Annotated in this window: 15 protein-coding genes and 5 pseudogenes; 14 read left to right on the top strand and 6 right to left on the bottom strand. The window is 42.7% G+C overall.

What is annotated here, in order from left to right; all coding sequences use genetic code 11:
• Positions 1-389 precede the first annotated feature (389 nt).
• Positions 390-1,097: a Uma2 family endonuclease gene (locus LC653_RS38795; RefSeq protein ID WP_229500651.1), complete on the top strand. Its 708-nt coding sequence runs from the start codon at positions 390-392 to the stop codon at positions 1,095-1,097.
• A 182-nt stretch (positions 1,098-1,279) separates the two neighbouring features.
• Here LC653_RS38795 and LC653_RS38790 read toward each other — a convergent pair whose 3' ends face one another.
• Positions 1,280-2,767 (bottom strand): DUF3854 domain-containing protein, encoded by a 1,488-nt coding sequence (locus LC653_RS38790; RefSeq protein WP_229500650.1) that lies wholly within the window; start codon positions 2,765-2,767, stop codon positions 1,280-1,282.
• Between the two features lie 192 nt (positions 2,768-2,959).
• Here LC653_RS38790 and LC653_RS46555 point away from each other — a divergent pair, with 192 nt between their 5' ends.
• On the top strand, positions 2,960-3,091 hold the full coding sequence (locus tag LC653_RS46555) for a hypothetical protein (RefSeq protein ID WP_267923382.1): 132 nt from the start codon (positions 2,960-2,962) through the stop codon (positions 3,089-3,091).
• A 14-nt stretch (positions 3,092-3,105) separates the two neighbouring features.
• On the opposite strand, the gene LC653_RS38785 is transcribed toward LC653_RS46555, so the two are convergent.
• Both LC653_RS38785 and LC653_RS38780 read right to left on the bottom strand, forming a co-directional pair.
• Positions 3,106-3,786 carry a DNA cytosine methyltransferase gene (locus tag LC653_RS38785; protein WP_229500649.1) on the bottom strand — a complete coding sequence of 227 codons (681 nt, stop codon included), beginning with the start codon at positions 3,784-3,786 and terminating at the stop codon, positions 3,106-3,108.
• Between the two features lie 94 nt (positions 3,787-3,880).
• On the bottom strand, positions 3,881-4,306 hold the full coding sequence (locus LC653_RS38780; protein ID WP_229500648.1) for a hypothetical protein: 426 nt from the start codon (positions 4,304-4,306) through the stop codon (positions 3,881-3,883).
• Between the two features lie 4 nt (positions 4,307-4,310).
• Between LC653_RS38780 and LC653_RS47075 the strand changes: the two genes are divergently transcribed.
• From LC653_RS47075 to LC653_RS38745, 7 genes and pseudogenes are all read left to right on the top strand, one after another.
• Positions 4,311-6,677 (top strand): hypothetical protein, encoded by a 2,367-nt coding sequence (locus LC653_RS47075; protein WP_308189218.1) that lies wholly within the window; start codon positions 4,311-4,313, stop codon positions 6,675-6,677.
• Positions 6,602-6,898: pseudogene (locus tag LC653_RS38770) on the top strand (ISKra4 family transposase); the annotation flags it as partial. The gene LC653_RS47075 and the pseudogene LC653_RS38770, both read left to right, overlap by 76 nt.
• Entirely contained in the window at positions 6,889-7,581 is a 693-nt protein-coding gene (locus LC653_RS38765; RefSeq protein WP_308189217.1) for an esterase/lipase family protein, read from the top strand. The pseudogene LC653_RS38770 and the gene LC653_RS38765, both read left to right, overlap by 10 nt.
• Positions 7,582-7,660: 79 nt before the next feature.
• On the top strand, positions 7,661-10,000 hold the full coding sequence (locus LC653_RS38760; protein ID WP_308189216.1) for a CHAT domain-containing protein: 2,340 nt from the start codon (positions 7,661-7,663) through the stop codon (positions 9,998-10,000).
• Positions 9,964-10,433, top strand: a pseudogene (locus LC653_RS38755) (transposase); the annotation flags it as partial. The gene LC653_RS38760 and the pseudogene LC653_RS38755, both read left to right, overlap by 37 nt.
• 255 nt (positions 10,434-10,688) lie before the next feature.
• Positions 10,689-11,033, top strand: a complete 345-nt coding sequence (locus tag LC653_RS38750; RefSeq protein ID WP_372478282.1) for a S41 family peptidase — start codon at positions 10,689-10,691, stop codon at positions 11,031-11,033.
• A pseudogene (locus LC653_RS38745) lies at positions 11,012-12,319 on the top strand (Rieske (2Fe-2S) protein); the annotation flags it as partial. The gene LC653_RS38750 and the pseudogene LC653_RS38745, both read left to right, overlap by 22 nt.
• Before the next feature lie 326 nt (positions 12,320-12,645).
• Here LC653_RS38745 and LC653_RS38740 read toward each other — a convergent pair.
• From LC653_RS38740 to LC653_RS38730, 3 genes and pseudogenes are all read right to left on the bottom strand, one after another.
• Complete coding sequence (locus LC653_RS38740; RefSeq protein WP_229500652.1) at positions 12,646-13,287, bottom strand: hypothetical protein; 642 nt, start codon at positions 13,285-13,287, stop codon at positions 12,646-12,648.
• The gene (locus tag LC653_RS38735) at positions 13,260-13,988 is read right to left on the bottom strand and encodes a hypothetical protein (RefSeq protein WP_308189215.1); all 729 of its coding nucleotides are present in this window, start codon (positions 13,986-13,988) and stop codon (positions 13,260-13,262) included. The genes LC653_RS38740 and LC653_RS38735 overlap by 28 nt, the downstream gene beginning before the upstream one ends.
• Positions 13,989-14,043: 55 nt before the next feature.
• Positions 14,044-15,119 (bottom strand): annotated as a pseudogene (locus LC653_RS38730) (IS630 family transposase).
• A 55-nt stretch (positions 15,120-15,174) separates the two neighbouring features.
• On the opposite strand from LC653_RS38730, the pseudogene LC653_RS38725 reads away from it, so the two are divergent.
• From LC653_RS38725 to LC653_RS38705, 5 genes and pseudogenes are all read left to right on the top strand, one after another.
• Positions 15,175-15,798 (top strand): annotated as a pseudogene (locus LC653_RS38725) (FAD-dependent oxidoreductase); the annotation flags it as partial.
• A gap of 114 nt (positions 15,799-15,912) precedes the next feature.
• A complete protein-coding gene (locus tag LC653_RS38720; RefSeq protein WP_229500646.1) occupies positions 15,913-16,188 on the top strand; it encodes a hypothetical protein in 276 nt (91 codons plus the stop codon).
• Positions 16,189-16,260: 72 nt separating this feature from the next.
• Positions 16,261-17,067, top strand: coding sequence for a hypothetical protein (locus LC653_RS38715; protein WP_229500645.1), 807 nt, complete (start codon positions 16,261-16,263; stop codon positions 17,065-17,067).
• A 157-nt stretch (positions 17,068-17,224) separates the two neighbouring features.
• Complete coding sequence (locus LC653_RS38710; protein ID WP_229500644.1) at positions 17,225-18,502, top strand: caspase family protein; 1,278 nt, start codon at positions 17,225-17,227, stop codon at positions 18,500-18,502.
• A complete protein-coding gene (locus LC653_RS38705; protein ID WP_229500643.1) occupies positions 18,499-18,942 on the top strand; it encodes an nSTAND1 domain-containing NTPase in 444 nt (147 codons plus the stop codon). Before LC653_RS38710 ends, LC653_RS38705 begins: the two co-directional genes overlap by 4 nt.
• Positions 18,943-19,038 lie beyond the last annotated feature (96 nt).

Here is a 19,038-nt window from a genome sequence, read left to right as displayed (position 1 = left end):
TTTGGGTATCGCCAACGACGGGCGGTTACGCTCTTAACATGATTGCACAAGAAGCGATAGCGATCGCCTGACTCAAAGAGAAACGTCTATAGTTATGCTCTGTTTTTAAACTAAACCGTTTAGTTTGCACTTGGTGACAGCTTCGCCAGCTCTATGCCAATACCCAAGACTTGGAAGCTTTGGGGTGGTCGATGATTGCCGTATCTGGGAAAGGCGATTGCACTGACTGAGTTTTTCCCGTAGATTAAATGCGATTGTCTTACGTCGGTAAGTCGGGGATCTTGTTTGTGACAAATGATTTGGGATTGCGATATCAGCATAGTAATGTTTTAAAATCTGGATAGAAGCAAAATATTTTCCCTACAGTTCCTCCTCTTAATATTCCAGCTATGACTTCAAGTGCGTACTTTAGCTATGTCGAAGACATCGCGCCAAAAAACACAATTCCTGCTCTGGAAAACGGTGACAGACTGACTCAAAGCGAGTTTGAACGCCGTTATCATGCGATGCCAGACCGAAAAAAAGTAGAATTAATCGAAGGAATTGTTTACATGGCATCCCCACTACGAATTACCCAACATGGTGAACCCCATGCCGCAATTATTGGTTGGTTGATGCTTTATAAAGCCTTAACGCCTGGAGTTCAATTAGGAGATAATTGTACTGTACGCCTTGATGCAGATAATGAACCTCAACCAGATGCACTGCTGAGAATTGAAGTCGGGGGACAATCCAATATTAGTGAAGATGGTTACGTGGAAGGTGCGCCAGAATTAATTGCGGAAGTGGCTGCCAGTACTGTTTCAATTGATATACATGATAAACTCAAGGTTTATCGCCGTAATCAAGTACAAGAATATATCGTTTGGCGGTTTCAAGACAGAGAACTGGATTGGTTTCGATTAACAAAAGGTAAGTATATTCTGCTAGACTCCAATTCGGAAGGAATCATCAAAAGTGAAGTTTTCCCAGGATTATGGTTAGATAAAGAAGCCTTGTTAGCCGGAAATTTAGCGAAAGTAATTGAGATAGTGCAGCAAGGATTAACAACCGTTGAGCATCAGAATTTTGTGAAGCAATTGTCTCGCCAACAATAGTCAGCGTGAACTGTGTGAAACCAAGTAGTATTTTTAACCTAACAAGTAAAGTGGTTAATAGTAAGCCCCACTTTCTCAGCCTATCCACTCGACCCAATCGGGCGCATCTGCCACCAGTTGAGCAAACTTGTCTGGACTAAGCTCATCAAACTTTAGCATCACCCCACAACGCTCATCACTCGTTAGTGTACTGAGCAATTCTTTAACCGATTCCACACCGGATTGGAAACGCTCAATCGCCAACTGAGCATAATATTTAACCCGTTCCCACCAAGAAATACTGTCTGCTTCATCTGTGTCCATACCCCCCCAATTATTACTTCCATCTTCATTATTGGGGGGTGTGGACGGCGCGTTAATTCCATACTGAGCTTGCATCCGAGCCTTATGTGCCGCATTCTGAGCTTGCGACTCTTGGCGCTTCCTTTCCTATGCTCCCGTTGCCGTTGCCGATATTCCAATACATTTTGGACAAACTCGACATCATCAGGATTGAGCCGATAATACCGAACCCGCTTGCCATCTTCAAGTGGTCGCCGCGACTCAGTGGACAAACCCAGTTGCGAAAGATACTGACAAGCCTCATCAATAAAAAGAATATCTTTTGCCTGTAAATCGTTCGCCATCTTATACAATGAGTCTACAGTGATACTCAGTGCTTTGGCTTTAGCCCAGTCACCGCAAGAAATTGCAGAGTACATGGCAGTTTGTAAGCGATCGCTCAAATTCTTCAAAAGAGTAACCCGATGCCCGTTGTTCAAAAAGCTGAGTTGGGGGTTATCAATTCTCATCATCGCCAAAATTTCGGTCTTGCCAGTCCCCATGTCAGAAGCCAAGCAAACTAACCCCGATTGAGGCAGGGAGCGGATGACAGTGGAGAGATAACGAGTATTAACTATCACATGGGGCTTGTATTTGCAAAGCCCCCTGGCGCGATTAATGAAAAATCTTTGGCTGAACTCGCTGATTCTTAAGGCATCAGCAATCATCGTACTGACGGCTTTATCAGCTTTTTTCCCCAGAGCTACAACCCAATCATCAATTCCTTTCTCTGGCCCAGGCAAAACAGCTACTTCACATTGGCAAGCAAGTTGGAGAATTACTTGACAGGTGCGGCGAGTAGCAGCAAAAACCTGCTGTTTGATTTTGGGCTTGCTTTCGTAGTCGAATAGAATAACGAATTTCCGCCCTTTTTGCGCCATTGGGACTAAATCGGGGTGCAGGTATTCCAAGTCTTCCTTGCCGACTCGACCGTTCCAGATTCCAGGAAGTGCGATCGCTACATACCCTAAAGTCAGAAGACAAGCGGCTTTCTTCTCGCCCTCCATAAGGCATACTGGGATTTCAGGGTGTGCCATGACCCAAGCCCAGAACAAGAGTGCTTCACCTTCTTCAGTAACAGTAATATGTTCTGGCATCGGCACGTCATAACGCAGGGCTATCAACCGCCAAATGTGAAGGGGGACTCTCAGGTAGGTGACACGATTGGGAGTTTTGGGGGGTGACTCGTACTTGACTGGTTTTTGGGTTTGTTCGTTTGTAGTTTTATCCCATTCCAAACGAGGGTAATCTGGTTTCATCCGTCCCCAGTCCATCGGTAGCCAGTCGTTAAGCGGGTCGAGTCCACTAACCCACCATGCACCCTCCTCTACGTGGGCATATCTTTTCAAGTAGCCATCGCGCAGTCGCCCATCGTTACGTCTGGCAGTTTGAGGCAGAGCGTATAAAAGGTACTCGTATACTTCCGAACCAATTAGAGAACAGACATTCAGGGCAGTGAGTTTGGGGTCAACGGCGGAATTAACTACCCATTCGTGCCAATGGTTAGCAGCTAGCTGATTATTCGGATTTAATTACTGAAAATGAATCGAATTGCTATAAAGGCGAACAAGGGGAAGGCGTTATCTCCCGCCTCCGGTGTGCGATCGCAGTGTCTGGGATACCACTGGTTCTCCAGTCAGTTAGGTTCGCGGCATCAAAGCTTTGTTGCATAAGCATTTGAGCCAGTTTAGATGGTTCCAGGTTCGCGCTCTCTAATTGCAATTTCAGTACGAGTGAGCCGATTAAAGCTGGGGATTGTGGCAGCACACAGCCAGTTTGTAAGTCCTGTGTGGGTAAGCAAACATCCGTCCAGCATTGCGGGAAACCCATCATCGCCTCCACTAGATGTACATTGAGCGATCGCTCTGGCTCCGTATTCAACTGAGTTGTCATTTTGTGATGATCTCTGGAAGTTGCAATGATTACCGCAGCCGACAAATGCAATGTTTGTCCCGGCTTGTGGGTACTTATACCGGGATGTTCGCCATCTTGAGCTTTGGGAGTCGGTAGCAATAATCCAAACTCGTTCTCGCTTGTGGACAGCCCCCACTTGGTTTGCCGAAAGCACTCCCCACTGCACATCGAACCCCATCTGGGCAAACTCCCAGAGTACAGTGCGGAAAAATCCACTTCCCTCAGCAGTAATGAGTCCGGGAACGTTTTCCACAATCGCCCAGTGCGGTCGAACACAGCGAAGGATTCTAAAGAATTCCCCGAACAGGTTACGCTCGTCTTGGGATGCAAGGCGCTTTCCGGCGAGGCTAAAGGGAGGGCAGGGGAGTCCGGCGATGATGCCTTGTTGTGTACGCTGTTCTAAGGCAAAGCGAGGGTAGCCCCAGTGTTGGGGGATTGATATTGTGGGTTGCATTGATTTAATGGGGAAAAAGTTGAATAAGCGAGTAGTTGATGAGCGATCGCTTTGCTTGTGAATGTCGAGTGATCGCCCTGATGTGTGAGAATAATTACGCCGTTACCAACTCCCGACTTTCTGCAATTGGCTCATACTCCCGTAACAGTTCCCAATCTTGGGCAGTCAGCATCTCAAACGGTCGGTCTAGCAATTCTTCAAATGTTGGCTCAATGCTGGGTGAAGTTTTCACCATCGACAGCCACCACACAGCATCCAACGCTGAATCACAGGATATGCGCTGTTGCGTTTCGTCTGTGGCGCGTGTGAACCACCAGCTAGCGTCAGTCTGCCCGACTTCGCCCAGTTTGCGATCGCCAGTGTAAATGCCATCATCGAGGATGTCGAAACCGAATTTTTCACATTCAACGGAAATCTGCACCATGATTAGGTTCTCAGTAGTGCAGGGTGTTGCTTGTTGTTCTTGCACTGGTAATGAACCGTCTTTGTAGTGTGTGCAGATGAAGCGATGACAGCGCATTACAGTGTTGTCTGAAACGGAACAGCGCGATCGCCTGCATTTAGAGCGCCGTGTGGAAAGAGCGTTTTTTGAGGCGGGAAAGGCGCTGGCGGAATTGCGCGATCGCAGATTGTACCGCTCGACCCACAAGACGTTTGAGGAATATTGCCGCTCTCGATTCGGGTATACTCACCGCCATGTGAATTATTTAATAGCTGCTTCAAATGTAGTTGACAACATAATAATGGGAACCAATGGTTCCCAAAATGAGATATCGGATGAAGTGGGAACTATTGGTTCCCAAATTTTACCTACAAGCGAACGCCAAGTTCGACCACTGACTAAGCTAGAACCATTGCAAGAGCTTGATTTTTCAAATATTTTAAAAAGTATTCATGATGAGCAGCAAGCACTGGAAAAACTGAGACTTCGTTTTGACCGTCCAACACTTAACCTGGGGGTAGTTGGGATGGCAAGGCAAGGAAAGAGTCGCCTGCTTCAGAGCTTAACCGGACTCTCTAAAAATGAAATTCCTGATGGTGACAAAGGACACTGCACTGGCGCTCGTAGCATTATATATCATCAGCCGAAAGTTGCTACTTACGGCATGGTTTGGTTTCATACAGAGGAATCATTCCTAAAACAAATCATCAAACCTTATTTTGAAAAACTCAGCTTAGGAAAAGCGCCGGATACAGTCGAAGAGTTCGCTCTACCTCTTCCTGAACTACCGGACAATCTTGCTAAAGATCCAATTAGCGATGCAATGTATCGATATCTGCAAAAGTATCACAACAATCTTGATGAGTATAAAGATTTACTAACTGCACCATCACCCCGACAGATTGAACAAAAGGACATTAGGCAATTCGTTGCTCAGGATGATCTCAAAGGCGATCGCAATTATTTCAACTACTTAGCAATCCAAAAAGTACACCTGTTTTGTGAATATCCCAACACTGATATTGCAAATATTGCATTAGTGGATATGCCTGGGTTGGGCGATACAGGAATAGGTGCAGAAGAACAATTGATCCGGATTTTGGGTGAAGAAGTGGATGCTGTGATGTTTGTCCGCTTACCCAAGGTAGCTGGGGACGACTGGCTGAAATACGATATCGAATTATATAGCACAGCTAAGCAGGCTTTGTTTGATCGCCTGCCAATTAGCAAATGGTCTTTTATGATTCTCAATCGAACAGAGGTTAGTTCAAACAAAGGTGACAACTTGCAACAATGCGAATTCTTGTTGAACAGACTCAATCAGACACCTATTAAAGTAGTTGAACCTGTCATTATCGCTAACTGTGCCAATCCAGAAGAGGCAAATACCAAAATACTTGATCGCGTTCTCGATTATTTGGTTGAGAACATCGAACGTTTAGACAATGAATATTCAGCATTTTGTGAGCAAGAACTGGCACGAATTCACATAAATGTTAATAGCGAACTAGCCAAAGCTCGTAGTACATTAGGTAGTCCAGCGGCAGTAGCAGATGCCATCACCCCAACAGAATTTCGCAGGCTATTTCGTCCTATTTGGCAAGCTTTAAATGACGGGTTGGAGGAACTACTAACGGAACTGAGGGATAGCGGTGAGAAACAAAAAATAGCAAAAGCCTTCGGAGATAAAATACAGCAGGTCAAGCAATACTGCCAACAAAGCAAGCAAGAGGTAATTCCAACTATTGAAGTAATAGAAAAGGAGAGAAATGTTAAGCAGGGTTCTTATGAAAATGCTTATAACTTTTTCTTAAATAAGTGCCGCACCCACCTTTCACGACAATTTTTAAAGATAGATGGTGGTCTTGAGGAATTAATCAATGGGGTGAAATCTCAGGTAACAGAAGTGCTAGTAGACGCTGGTCAGCTAGGAGGTTTAACAGAAAATCGGGGAGCAGAGTTTCTCAAATACATGGCAGAAAAGCCTGATTTATTTGATTCATTCAAAAAACTCAAAGAAGGGTTTGAAATTATATCAGAATTTCAACTTTCATATCGTAATTTGTTTCAACATCGCATCCGCCAACATCTCGACCCAATTACACCTGATAGAAAAACATTCAATCTCAGCCTAACTCCCTCAGCTGAAGAAGTACAGGAAAAACTGAGCATTTTGTACGAACAAGTGAAGTCTCAATGCATTGAAGAACTAGAAGAATTTTCATCTGAACCCGGAGACGCCGCCTTTGGAATTGTAGAAGAATTTGTCGATCAAGTACTACGTTCTGAAGATGCGGAAGATGCGTGGCAAGAGTTTTACGAACAAGAACGCTCCCAAGTGTGGGCAAGTGAATTTGCGCTGGAAAGAAAGCTAAAGGTCATGATGGTGTGTGGAATCTGGTCAAAGAGTTTGGTCAACTCGAGAATTTTCAGCGTTGGGAAATATTAGATTGGTATCATCTCAAGGAAAATCTTTATAAAGTTGGTGGTTCTTTAAAGCGACTCAAAGCTGCTGAAACTTTTTTATGGCATGGTCAAGTAGAAAAAGCTAAAGCTTTATTTGAACATTGTCGGGGCAAACAAGCTAAGAACTTCATTGCCTATCTTGAAAAACATTGCTCCCGCATTGTTAACTATAGCTATTACCAAGCTGAACAACTTTGTTCTATGACATTCCAGAAATTGCTCGCATTCTCAAAAATAAACTTAAAGATGTAGGTTTGACAGTCAATCACCGTAAAGTTCTACATATTGTCGCTCATTCTATGGGAGGGTTAGTTTCCCGTTGGTTTATCGAGCGAGAAGGAGGTAATCAGGTTGTCCAACATTTAGTTATGTTAGGGACTCCCAATGCAGGTTCTCCTTGGTCAACGGTTCAAGATTTAGCGACAGTGGCTTTGGGAATTGGACTCAATAGCTTCTCTACGGTTGCTTGGCCAGTGAAAGTGCTAGGGAGTCTAGTTAGTGGGATAGAAGTAGTGGATGTAGCACTAGACCAAATGAAGCCTAATTCTTCGTTTCTCAGAGACTTAGCTGCAAGTCCCGATCCACGTATTCCTTATTCAGTGATTGCTGGTAATACCTCTATTAAGCGGGCAGCAATGGAGGAAGAAGGGGGAAAAGCGAGTCGATTAAACCGACTGATACAAAAGTTACGCACTCAAATTGTTGAATTTCCTTTCTTGGGTCAATCAAATGATATTGCTGTGAAAGTGGACAGCATTAAGAATATTCCAGAAGGAAGAAACATTACTCCCAATATCCAAGAAGTAGCTTGTGACCACTTGACTTATTTTGTCGAAAATTCAAAAGCTTTAACGTATTTAAGTGAATATCTCACTCAAAATGAGTAACCAATTAAAAGGCCAAAGTGGGAAATTCCTCTTACTTTTGGCTTTTTCAGCATATCAATAATTTTGGAACTTAACGATCATGAATGGACAACCCGAAGAACAAGCAAAACAATTATTCCAACAAGGAATTAATTTTCTACAAGAGAACAAATTAGACCCAGCAAGAAAAAACTTAAACAGAGCTTGGGATATTGCTCAGAATATAAATACTAAGGATGGTCAGCGTCTACAAGTAGATATTTTAAACACTTTGGGACAATCTCACAACCCCCCTTACGACTGGGGTTTAGCTCAAGCGATAAAGACTTGTGAACAAAGTTTACGCATCGCTAGGAACATAGGCTATCGTCATGGGGAGGCAATTGCTCTAACCGTTATAGGAAAAGCCTATTACTGGTATCCAGGAGTTCAGAGAGATTTTCCCAAGGCGATAGAGTGCTATGAGCAAGCTAAATCTATTTTCCAAGAAACACAAGACCTCGGACGACTAATGGATGCTCTTTACCATTTGCAAGATTCTTACGGTTACATAAGCAAATATGCTGAGGCGATAGAGACAAACAATGAGCGTTTAAACATTGCACAGCAGTTGGTCTTGGCTGGAGAGCAATTGCTCTTGACTGAAAAGAAACAAACTGGAGAGCAATGGGTTTTGATTGGAAAGGAACAAGAGGCTAGTGCTTTGTTTTGTTTGGGAAGTAATTACCAAGCTTTAGGTGAATACCCAGAGGCTGGAAAAAATTACGAGCAATGTTTGACCAAAGCCAGGGAGATGGATGGTCAGCAAGCCCAATGGTTACAGGTACGCAGTCTAGCAGGTGTGGGAAACATTGATAGGATAAATGGAAACTTAAATAATGCAATCAATAGATATCAAGAAAGTTTGAAAATTGCTAAGAATATTGATGAACAGGGACAAGCAAATACTCTACAAGCCTTGGCTGAGATCTACTATTACCAAGGAAATTTAGATGAGGCGTGGAGTTACAATGAACGAAGTTTGGAAAACAAGCGGCGACTTCAGGATCAGATTGGGGCAGGGAATTCTATTGGTTTTCAGGGAAGCATTTCTCGCGCACGTGGTAACTATGATGAAGCATTAAATTACTTCAATCAAAGTTTGCCAATTATGAAAGAAGTCGGGAATATATCTGGAATAGCGAATACTCTGACTGACATAGGACTTACTTATTACTATTTAAGCAGAATCTCAGAAGCAGAACAATGTCTAAGTCAGGCAATTAAACTTTGGGAGGACATACGGGAATGGCTAGGAGCTAATAATCAATTTAAAGTATCAATATTTGAGCAACAAGCCAGAACCTACCAGCTACAGCAAGCTATCCTCATCGCCCAGCAGAAAATCACTGAAGCCTTAGAAGTAGCCGAACGGGGACGCGCCCGTGCCTTCGTAGAGTTGTTAGCTTCACGGTTATCTCCGAGCCGAACCGATGAATTAACTATTCATCCACCCACCCTAAAGCAAATTCAGCAGATTGCTCAAGAACGAAATTCTACTTTAGTTGAGTATTCGATTATTGGTTCAGAACTTCTTTTTATTTGGGTAATTAAGCCCACGGGGGAAGTAGCCTTTCGCAGTGTTGACTTAAAACCATTGTCACAGACAAATAATACTCTTGAATACCTTGTTCTCCTTACCCGTAATGCTATCGGTGTAAGGGGTCGAGATTGGGAGGATGTGGAAGACACTGATTATTCCGATATTGAACAAGGCCGCTTATCACAAATCTTACAACAACTTCATCAAGTTCTAATTCAACCAATTGCCGATCTACTGCCCACAGAAGATACTGCCAAAGTTATCTTTATGCCTCAAGGATCTCTGTTTCTGATTCCTTTCCCTGCTCTGAAAGATGACTCTGACCAATATTTGATTGAAAAACATACCATTCTCACCGCTCCTTCAATACAGGTATTGCAGTTAACACGCCAACAACAAGCAAAAGTTCAGCAAGCTGCACTTCAAGAAGTATTGGTGCTAGGGAATCCAACTATGCCTAGTGTTGTACCTCCCCTAAAACCTTTGTTGGGGGCAGAACAGGAGGCAATAGCGATCGCAGCCCTTCTTCAGACTCAGGCTATTACAGGAAGCGATGGTACTAAAGCCGTAATTGTAAAGCGAATGTCCCAAGCGAGAATTATTCATCTAGCGACTCACGGATTAGTAGATAATGATCGGGGATTGGGTAGTGCGATCGCCCTTGCTCCCTCTGGTAATGATAAGGGTTTGCTTACTGCCCAAGAAATCTTAGACCTCAACCTAAATGCCGAATTAGTGGTTCTCAGTGCCTGTGACACAGGACGAGGGAGATTAACAGGGGATGGGGTGATTGGACTATCTCGATCTTTTATTGCTGCTGGGTTTTTGAGTCGAATCAAAGTTACTATGACTTATTGAAGCAGGCTAATATAAGTTGGAAGAAGACACAAAAAAGTAATCCCCGTAAAGACCCGGATTTAGTTGCAAAAAAAAAACTAGAAATAACAGCGTGGCTGACGGCACACCAGCAAGAGATAGTGTCTGGTGAACTCGTAGTTTTCTTTGAAGATGAATCAAGCTATTGTGGGGAGATATTTGTGGTTATATTTGGGGAAACACCAAGGAACGGATTGAAGTTCCAGTTATCAATGAACGACAACGACAAACCTATTTCGGCGCTCTAAATTATTACACACAAGAGTTTTTAATTAAGCCTTGTAAAAAGGGTGATTCTCGCAATGCGATCGCTTTCGTAGAATATTTAATTTCTCAGTACCCCAAAAGCCGTATTGCCTTGATTTGGGATGGAGCTAGTTATCACCGTTCTGATGAATTTAAATATTACGAAGACAAAGCTTTTAAAATCAGATTTAATTAATACTTATGTACTATCAGCTAGCGATCGCATTGTGCCAGTTGCGTAAGTCCTGAGTTGTACTTTTTCTTGCTTATTACTAACGCAGGCGACAGATTTTATTGCCCCAACTCAAATGCCGATTCCGCCCATGATGAAGGACTTTAATTCCATCAAGCTATACCCAATCAGTTCCACCCCAAACTTTGAGATCATAGGATTGATCATACAAGTCGTAGCGGTAAAAATAAGATGAAAATATTTCGATTCTCTTGCTTAAGACGTTTAACTGTGGCAGTTGTTTCAAGCATCTGCATTTTACTTGTGCTGTGGTTGATTTCACCTTTGTTGCCAATATTAGCAAAACCGCAAACTAAAATTTTTGAGCAAGTTTGGCAAACAGTGAATGATAACTTTTACGATACACAATTTAATGGAGTGAATTGGAAAGCAATTAGGGAAAAGTATAAACCTCAAATAGTCCAATTGAAGTCAAATGAAGGCTTGACGACTGTAATCAATCAGATGCTTTCTGAACTCCAGACTTCTCATACTCGTTTCTATACTCAATATGAAAACCATTTCTCATCGGGCTAGAATTTGGCACTCGTTATAACAAAGCAGGTTGGAGTACGGGTTTGACTATCCATACCTGTATGATGAATCTACTACCTTATCTAGATGTAGAAGACAAACCCCGTGCTTTATTCCACGGGCTGTCGGCAGTAGCTAATGATAGTGCAGGTGCCCCACCAGAGTTTGTCGTTCAGCCATTACCCAACTCTAAAGTAAATTTTGCGACTCTCAAAAACTGGTTTCGCCAATTTATTCAGGTACGGGATGCTGAAGCAGCAGAGAGATGTTTAGTGTCTGCTATTCGTTCAGGAGCTAATTCAAAGCAAATAGCAGATATGCTGTTCTGTGCTGCTACGGATCGTCGCTATCTTGATGTTGGGCATACGCTTGATTTTATCAATAAAGCATTAGAAGCACTTGATGCTATAGCTTGGCAAGCAGCAGAATCAATTCTAGCTAGCCTAGTTTCGGGTTTAGCCAATGCCTCCCGGATGGAAGAATCCAACTCCTGGCGCTACCCTGTAGATTTGGTGGCAATATTAGAGTCGGCTTTTGAGCAATTACCGACTGTATTAAGTGTGGGAAAATCTCGACAAGGAAGTTGGTCACAAGCAGATGAACTAGTACCCATTTTATTGGGTGAAGACCCACAAGCGATCGCAGACTCGCTGTTGAATGCACTCCAAGCAGGTTGTACTGAAGACCAATTAGCTGGTGTAGTTAGTTATACAGCAGCATTACGAGTAGCTCGTTTCCATACTAATAATGACTTTGGAGATTGGAATTCAGCTCACCATCCATTTACATTTGCGAATGCCGTACATCAAGCTTTACGAAGAGTACCAACAGTCGAACTACTAAGAGGTGTGTTTGATGGGGCGATGAGTGTGTATTTAAATCGTTTTTTGAATGTCCCGCCAGCACGCCTGCCAGAACCCAAAGACATCGTGGAAAATTCTGAACAATTACTTCAGCAGCTACCGGATTTATTAAACCGTCAGCAGCAAGTAAATCAGACAGGGCAATTAGTTGCTAATTATTTATACAGTGGTGGTAGTGCTGAAAGATTGATGGCAAGACTAGGAAAATTGATGCTGCGAGAAAACCGTGATTTTCATGTCATTCAAGAAATAGAAGCCGCTTTTCGTCAGTATTCTTTCCTTGGTCAAACTTCGGCTGGAATTCACATACTAGTTGCTGCGTCTCGATATTTAGCCGCTCATTCTCCGACAATGCGATCTCAAGAACAAACTTATCAAATTGCGGAACGTTTGCATCAGGGCGCTCGCTTATTTGAGGAATCGTGACTGAAAAGTGGAGAATTTGAACTCTATCCCATTAGTTCTCACGATTTTAGTTTATGGGAAGCGCGACAAAATGGAGAGAATCTGATTGTAGATTTACAAACTCGGCTGGAGAAGCAAACTTTATTAACAACTTCAAAAAACACATAACCGAAATAGAGGAAAAAGCAGCCTTAACTATTCATAATTAAACTATGAGAATTCAAGTATTGCCTTTGGACAAGAATTCATCTAATTCAGCAACCGCAAAGAAATACTGGTAGAGACAGCTTGGCGTTGGGAGCTTGGGAGAGTACTGGAATACGCCAGTAATTGAAATGGCGATCGCGTTATTCCTCCCACTCAACCAGCACCCCATCAACACAAGCGACCCCCCACTGCGGAAACTTCGCCAGCAACTTCTTGATTATTATCACAAGTGCCGGGTCATCATTCCAACACGAAAGCAAGAAGTCAAAACCCGGATTCTGCCCTGAATTCGCCGCAACTTTAAGTTTCTGCATACGTAGAGGTCGTACATTTGACCTCGCTACAATCGCCTCATGTGACCATTTTTCAGGCTGTGGCACAGGCGCGGCGGAACAAGTACCTTCATGAACTGCTTTGATTTCTACACCCGAAACTGAATTTTCAACCAACAACGTAGCAGAATAACCCTGTTCTACCTGCCCCTGAGTTTGATTAGCGATCGCTGAACTTGAAGAAAATTCATTTTGGGCAACGGACGCGGCGGAAAAACTACCTTCATGAGGGACTGTCATCTCAACACCACAGTCCTGGTTTTCTCCTTTCAACGAAGTGCAAAGGCTATGTTGTTCTTCCAAGGCAGTTAAATTCTGTGCGATGGGCGCGGCGGAATCAGTGCCTTCATGACAGTCTTTTTGCTCAACACCACAATCTTGGTTTTCAGCCAACAACGAAGTGGATTGACCCTGTGTACCATTTACAAGCGCCAGCGTCGTGCAGTCCATTGCCACAGGCAAGTCTTTCTCTTTCTCTGACACGCTTTGAATAGACTGAGGCGACGCGACCCCCAAGCCTCTCGGAAATACCTATCAGCCTTTTTCGATTCGTTCTGCCAGTGATCCCATGCAACGATTACCTCATCTCCCAAATCCTGAATCACTTCTCCTCTGGCGACATACAAAGTACGGTATGGGTCGGCGTGGGCAACGATAGAACCAAGCCCGATTGTGTTCGGTTCAGTAGATACCGTTTGCAGTGCGATAATTAAATCAGTTTCCTGGGTAGTCAATTCTGTCCGATAGTCCTGTTTGATTACCTCGTACTCTTGGGCAACATCCCAAAACTCCTGCCAGCTACACCCAGGTTTAGCCAACACTGCCCTAATGTTACTCACCGCCTGGGGAAGCATTTCTAGTTGCTCGGCTCGATATGTGATCGCAGTTGGTGTAGGTTCACTCCCCAGAATTATCGCCGCAGCTTCCAACGCTTGGGTGTTGTTCATCACACTAGCGAGATTCTTCAATGCCATGCCCATCAACCGTAGACATTCGTGGGCATTTTCCTTGGGTGGTTCAATAGCCAGCGATCGCAGATCAATGGTTTTCTCCAGAGCTTGCTGGACTTTCTTGTTTAGCGCTTTAGCCCCTTGTTTAGTGTAAGTATTCCCCCAATCTTGTCCAGTCCGAGGCTCTTTAGCATTTTCCAAATCCTGAATACGCTGCCTAATACGAAGTTGCCAAAGATAGTATTGTTACATTTCGTTATATTGAACACAACCAAGAAAATCCGACTTCTCCTTTAACAGTGGTTGGATTGTTCATCAACCACTGACACCGTTCAATCAAGACAGTCTCTAAAGAATCGAGTGTATCAAATACTTGATTGGCTAATCGTTCTCTAAGTAATGGCCAGATACACTCGGTGGGGTTAAGTTGAGGAGTATATGGGGGAATAGAGTACATGATGATATCTTTTGGAACAGTCAGATGACGAGATGTATGCCAACCAGCTTGGTCAACAAGTAAAATAATTAACTTGTCGCCAGTAGAATTGACTTGTGCGGCAAAGGCATCAAGCGCAATTTGCATCACAGTTGTATTCACTCTCGGCAAAATGAACAAACAGCTATTACCAGTTTTCGGATGGACAAAACCGTAGGTGTATAACCACTTGTAGCGCGGATAATGATGAGCAGTTGGACGTTGACCAATGAGCGCCCAGGTTCGACGCACCACTGGCTTGAGTCCTAAACGCGCCTCGTCCTGTGCCCAAACTTCTACATGCTTATGAGGACATAACCAAGGCATTAATTGGACGAAAAACTTCAGTTGAGCTTTAAAAAATGCTTTTTGTTCTGGGGTGGCACTACGCTGGTGTAACGGTCTGGGCACTTGTAAAGTAAAACCTAAGCGTAAGAGAATAGTGCCACGCCGTTGCCCGATGTATACGGATGCCAAACTGTTGTTTAATCAATTCTTCAACTTTTGGTCCACTCCACAATCCACCATCTGAGTGGAGGTAACTTTAATTTTTCAAAAAGTTCTTGAAGTTGTTCTGTTGTTAAAGCTTTGTGTTTGCCTCCTGGGCTTTTTTCATGCCCGTCTACAATACCCTCTGGTCCATTAGCATTGTAACGACGAGCAATTTTACGCACCCAGTCAGCACTTAAGTCTGTAATTTCTGCTACTTGCTCAACTTTCATGGGATTACCAGGTCGGCTCAATAGGCGAATTACTAGCCATCGAGTGCGTTCTTTTACATCTCGACAACGACGGTAGCGTTGGGTTAAATCTGCATAATCCAGGTGAGGAATAATCTCAATCCGAGTCCGAGCCATCGCTGCACACTGATTTTACTTCTTCTAAATAATACTATCTATCACAACTTGGTATTACTATAGCTATGAAAAGGCTAATCTTGCCAGCTTCCCCCTAGTGTTTGCCTATCGTCGGATTTGGAGAGATTCAAGACAGCCCAAAATAGAGGATAAGTTTGGAAATTTCAAATTTATCAAACCCATGCTAGGTGATATTTCCATGCAAAATTGGACATGGGGAAATGATTATCGTCCGGGAACATCTGCGGATAACTTGATTCTCAATCGTGACCAGATCAGACAAACTGGACAATTAGAGTCGGGACAGTGGATGGGAGGCTTACGGGTTGAGAGTCTACGCAAAGCAGAAGAAGCCGCACAGGGGTTCTTCTACTGGTTAGTAGAAGGAACCACAGATTCTCGGCTCGGTAATGGAGTCAAACAACCCTATCGCAATCATCGTTACTTGACAGGAATGAAGTCACCAATGGCAACCGAGCATGGACTCTCAAAGTATCCCTATATTAGAGAGGCGCGGCGGATTATTGGTCGTCCTGCACGGGGATATGCAGAAGGCTTTGCAATTCAAGAAATTGATATTAGCCAAAATAATTTTACGAATGAATATTATCGCCAGGCGTTGGGCGATCGCATGTACCGCAATTTAGCGATCGCGTTGGGTAATACAGATGCGATCGCTCGGATTCAAAATCTTTAATACTGAAAAATCAACAAGCGACTCGCCAAGCAATCATTGAGGGCTTTCAAAAATATCTGTGTCAAGCAAACAGTAATGATATCGTTCTGTTCTATTATGATTGATGGGGGAGACTTATACAGCATTCCCCAGCCATCTCAAGGAGATACTCTATTAGCGATTTTTCCGGCTGGGAGTCCTCCAGAACAATTATACCAACTCTCCAATAAGCTTTGTGAGGCTAAAGTTACTCAAGTCATGCCACACCAAAGCAAAGTGCAGATTGAGGCTGGTAAAAGTTTATCAAGCGATCGCAGCTATTGGGCAATTATCACCAGCCTACCACTTGAACCTCTGAAAGTATATATTCAGAGCGAACCGGATGCTCAATAGGGTGTAAGACTAGCGCTGCAAGCATTAAAGCAAATAAGCCTCGGTCAAAGACCTTCACTATATGTGCAGAAAGTGGAGGAATCTAAAAAAGCAGATTATCACTTGTTAGCTCGTAATGGTCAATACTGGATTATGCAAGCTACAAATAGCCGTCCTTGTGCTGCTCCGATCCCTGAAAAACCAGATCGAAATGGTTACACATCCGAAAGGGCAAGGCAAGTTATTCTACGTTTAGAACATATCGCCCGTTGGACTAATATTCTTGAACTCGAAAGTCCAGCAACAAGTCAAATTAAGCCGGGTGATGTGGAGATAGAAATTATTGCGATCGCGGGGAATCAATCTTATTTATCTCATAGAAATAGCTACAAAAGTACAGATACAGAAATTCGTCTAGAGTACACTTATGAAAATGGAGAATGGAGACCGCCAGCTTTAAAACTAAGATTGACAAATCATAGTCAAAAAGACCTTTACTGTAATGTATTAAACCTAGAAGAAAATTACGTTGTAGATGTTCCTTTTTTTGATGAAAAAAGTAGCATCCGTCTTGTAAGAAAAGATTCTGGGCCAGATGCCACAATTGAAAGTTTTGAAGTGGATATGGTGATTCCAGATGATTATTTAGCTCAGGGAATAACTGAGTACACAGATATATTCAAGCTAATTGTCAGTAATGCTGATTTTGATGCCAGTTTACTACAGCAAGATGGCTTAGATTTGCCGCCTGTTACTCGTTCTGTCGGGTCATACTCAGGCACGCTGAATCGCTTGATGGAGCAAGTTGGTACTCGGAAAGCGGTTCGCAGAGATCAGGGGAATTATGATGATTGGATGACAAAACTAGTTAAAGTTATTATCGTTATGCCCCGTAGGTGAGATGTAAAAACCAAGATTATTCAACGTTGAATAGGGGTAAAAGTACTTGTTACAAATCATAGCAATTCCAAATCATTCATGACCAACAATATTCTCAGATGATTAGATAATTCTGGAGTCAGAACATTTTGAATTTATATAATTAGGAGTCCCCACTATGTCTAACTTAAAAAATAACTTTGCTGTAGTTATTGGTATTAATCAGTATGAAAATAATATTCCAGAACTCAAAACTGCTGTTAATAATGCAAAACAAATTGCCAAGATTTTAGAGAATGAACATAAATATCAAGTCCTGCTATTGACAGAGAAACAAGCAACGTATATAGAACTCAGGAATTTACTTGCATCCTTGCAACAGCAAATTTTACCTTTATCAGATGGCAAAAAAATACAGTTGGATAAAGATGATCGCCTTTTGTTCTACTTTGCTGGACATGGTATTGGGCTGAATGCAGATGACGGCGTAGAGCGTCCAGAAGGTTTGTTAGTACCCCAAGATGCAAACTTAAATGAAAATAAAAATTTGTTATCTATGCAGTTGCTGCACGATACTTTAGTCAGTCTGCATTCTCGTCATTTGTTAATTATTTTCGACTGCTGCTTTGCTGGTAGCTTTCGTTGGACAGGAAAAAGCAGACATGCAAGACCAAAGCGCCAAATTGTTCGGGAACGCTATGAGCGTTATCTGAAAGGTAATGCCAAGCAAGTGATTACCTCAACTGCCCATGATGAGAAGGCAACAGATCAGTCTAGGTTTGGAAAAAGAGACGAAATCGAAATTAATGGTCACTCTCCTTTTGCTCAACTGTTACTTGATGGACTAAAAGGACAAGCAGATTTAACTCAAGATGGGGTAATTACTACTTATGAACTCTATAGTTATTTGCAAAGTGAATTAGTAAACAACCCAACACCAACAAAACAAACACCTCTGGTATTTACATTGGCAGGGCATGATATTGGTGACTATATCTTTTGGCTTGCGAGTTTTGATCTAGATAAATTACCGAAAGCGATCGCACTTGATAAAAACACTAACCCATACAGAGGGTTGAAATCATTTGAAAAAGAAAACGAAGAATTATTCTTTGGCAGAAACCAGTTAATCAAAAATTTAGCTGAAATCGTAGAAACACATCCACTGACAGTGGTTTTAGGCTCTTCTGGTTCAGGTAAATCTAGCCTTGTAAAAGCGGGATTAGTTCCATATCTCGAAAAGCCAGAGAATGTAACACATCCTTGGAATATCTTACTTCCGTTACGTCTAGGTAATTCTCCATTTAAGGCTTTAGATAATCTGCTCAAAAAGCGCCAAGGCTTACCACTTACTCAACTGACTCAACCTCCACAACCACCACAGCAAAAAATTCTTCAGGCAGGCGCAATGATCGCACTATCAGTGAAGAAGACTATAAAAATCTGGGTGGGGTGACACGAAGTCTGATTCAAACAGCAGATCAATTATATGATGAGTTAGTTAATAAAGATAGATCCTACGAGCAAATTATTCGCCAAGTCATGCTGCGAATGGTAACTAGTAGTGGTGGTGAATTAGCTCGCAAACGAGTACTTAAGTCGGAATTAAAATATTCAGATACAATTCAGCAACAAGTCGATAATGTTATTAATTCTTTTCTTGATGCACGTTTACTAGTGAGTGACAAAGATGCTGATGATCAACCCTATGTAGAACCTGCCCATGATGAGTTGGTGTTGGGATGGCCAAAACTGCGGGATTGGGCGGCGAAAGACAAAGAGCAAATTCAAAATTTAATATTGCAGCGTCGTTTAACACCAACTGCCATAGATTGGCAAAAAAGTAACAAACAGATAGCCTACCTACTGGAGTTTAGACTAAGCTATGGAAAATGACCCAGCAGGGCTGAGTTAATCAGAGACTTAACAAAATTATGAATAATCTTTAGTATTAAACCGCAACTGATGGTTCTTTACGTGGTGATGTTAGTG

Origin of the sequence: Nostoc mirabile CHAB5784 (genome assembly GCF_020829645.1) — a bacterium.
In the GTDB taxonomy this organism is placed as follows: Bacteria; Cyanobacteriota; Cyanobacteriia; order Cyanobacteriales; family Nostocaceae; genus Nostoc; species Nostoc mirabile.
Note: the sequence above shows the minus strand (reverse complement) of the source record. Positions and strands in the feature narration are given on the sequence as shown.